At 63.1% G+C, this 1,423-nt stretch carries 1 protein-coding gene; it reads right to left on the bottom strand.

The annotated features are described in order from the left end of the window. Positions 1 to 1,423, bottom strand: a 1,423-nt coding sequence (locus tag EN991_RS36130; protein ID WP_281058850.1) for a DNA gyrase subunit A, incomplete at both ends; no start/stop codon positions are given.

The raw sequence follows: 1,423 nt of genomic DNA, 5'->3' as shown, positions 1-1,423 counted from the left end.
GACGGAGAAGCGTATGCACTGGCCGGAACTGGCGGTCAGCAGCACGTCGTCCTTGTCGGTGCAGGTTTCGACGCCGAGGATCTCGTCGCCTTCTTCCTCCAGCTTCATGGCGATCTTGCCGTTGCGGTTGACCTGGACGAAGTCGGATAGATCGTTGCGGCGCACGGTGCCGCGTGTGGTGGCGAACATCACGTAGAGTTCGCCCCAACTGGCCTCGTCCTCCGGCAGCGGCATGATGGTGGTGATGCGCTCGCCCTGCTCCAGCGGCAGCATGTTGATCAGCGCCTTGCCGCGTGACTGCGGATTGCCGATCGGCAGCCGCCAGACCTTTTCCTTGTAGACGATGCCGCGCGAGGAGAAGAACAGCACCGGCGTATGGGTGTTAGCGACGAACAGCCGGGTGACGAAATCCTCTTCCTTGGTCGACATGCCGGAGCGGCCCTTGCCGCCGCGGCGCTGCGCCCGGTAGAGCGACAGCGGCACGCGCTTGATGTAGCCGGAATGGCTCACCGTCACGACCATGTCTTCGCGCTGGATCAGATCCTCGTCTTCCATGTCCGAACCGCCGTCGGTGAGCTCGGTGCGGCGCGGCGTGCCGAACTCGTCGCGCACGGCGGCAAGCTCGTCCTTGACGATCTGCTGGACGCGCGCGCGGGAAGACAAAATGTCCAGATAATCGATGATTTCGGCGCCGATCGTGTTCAACTCGTCGGCGATCTCGTCGCGGCCGAGCGCGGTCAGGCGCTGCAGGCGCAGCTCGAGGATGGCGCGCGCCTGCTCCTCGGACAGATTGTAGGTACCGTCCTCGTTGATCCGGTGGCGTGGATCATCGATCAGGAGGATCAGAGATTCCACGTCGCCAGAGGGCCAGCGCCGCTCCATCAACTGCTCACGCGCCGTCTGCGGATCCGGCGCGGTGCGGATCAGCTTGATGACTTCGTCGATGTTGGCGACTGCGATAGCGAGACCGACCAGCACATGGGCGCGATCGCGCGCCTTGCGCAGCAGGAACTTCGTCCGCCTTGTGATCACCTCCTCGCGGAAGGCGACGAAAGCCTTCAGCATATCGGTCAGGTTCATCACTTCCGGCTTGCCGCCATTCAGCGCCACCATATTGGCGCCGAAAGAGGTCTGCAGTGGCGTGAAGCGGTAGAGCTGGTTGAGAATGACGTCGGCAACGGCGTCGCGCTTCAGCTCGATGACGACCCGGTAGCCCTGGCGGTCGCTCTCGTCGCGGATATCGGAAATGCCTTCGATGCGCTTGTCGCGCACCAGTTCAGCCATCTTCTCGATCATCGACGACTTGTTCACCTGGTAGGGAACTTCGGTGATGATGATGGACTCGCGGTCGTTGCCGCGCTGTTCGATGTTGACGCGCCCGCGCATGACGATGGAGCCGCGGCCGGTCGAATAGGCGCTGTAG

Source organism: Mesorhizobium sp. M7A.F.Ca.US.005.03.2.1, from assembly GCF_003997795.1.
In the GTDB taxonomy this organism is placed as follows: Bacteria; Pseudomonadota; Alphaproteobacteria; order Rhizobiales; family Rhizobiaceae; genus Mesorhizobium; species Mesorhizobium ciceri.
This window is presented reverse-complemented; position numbering and strand designations above follow the sequence as displayed.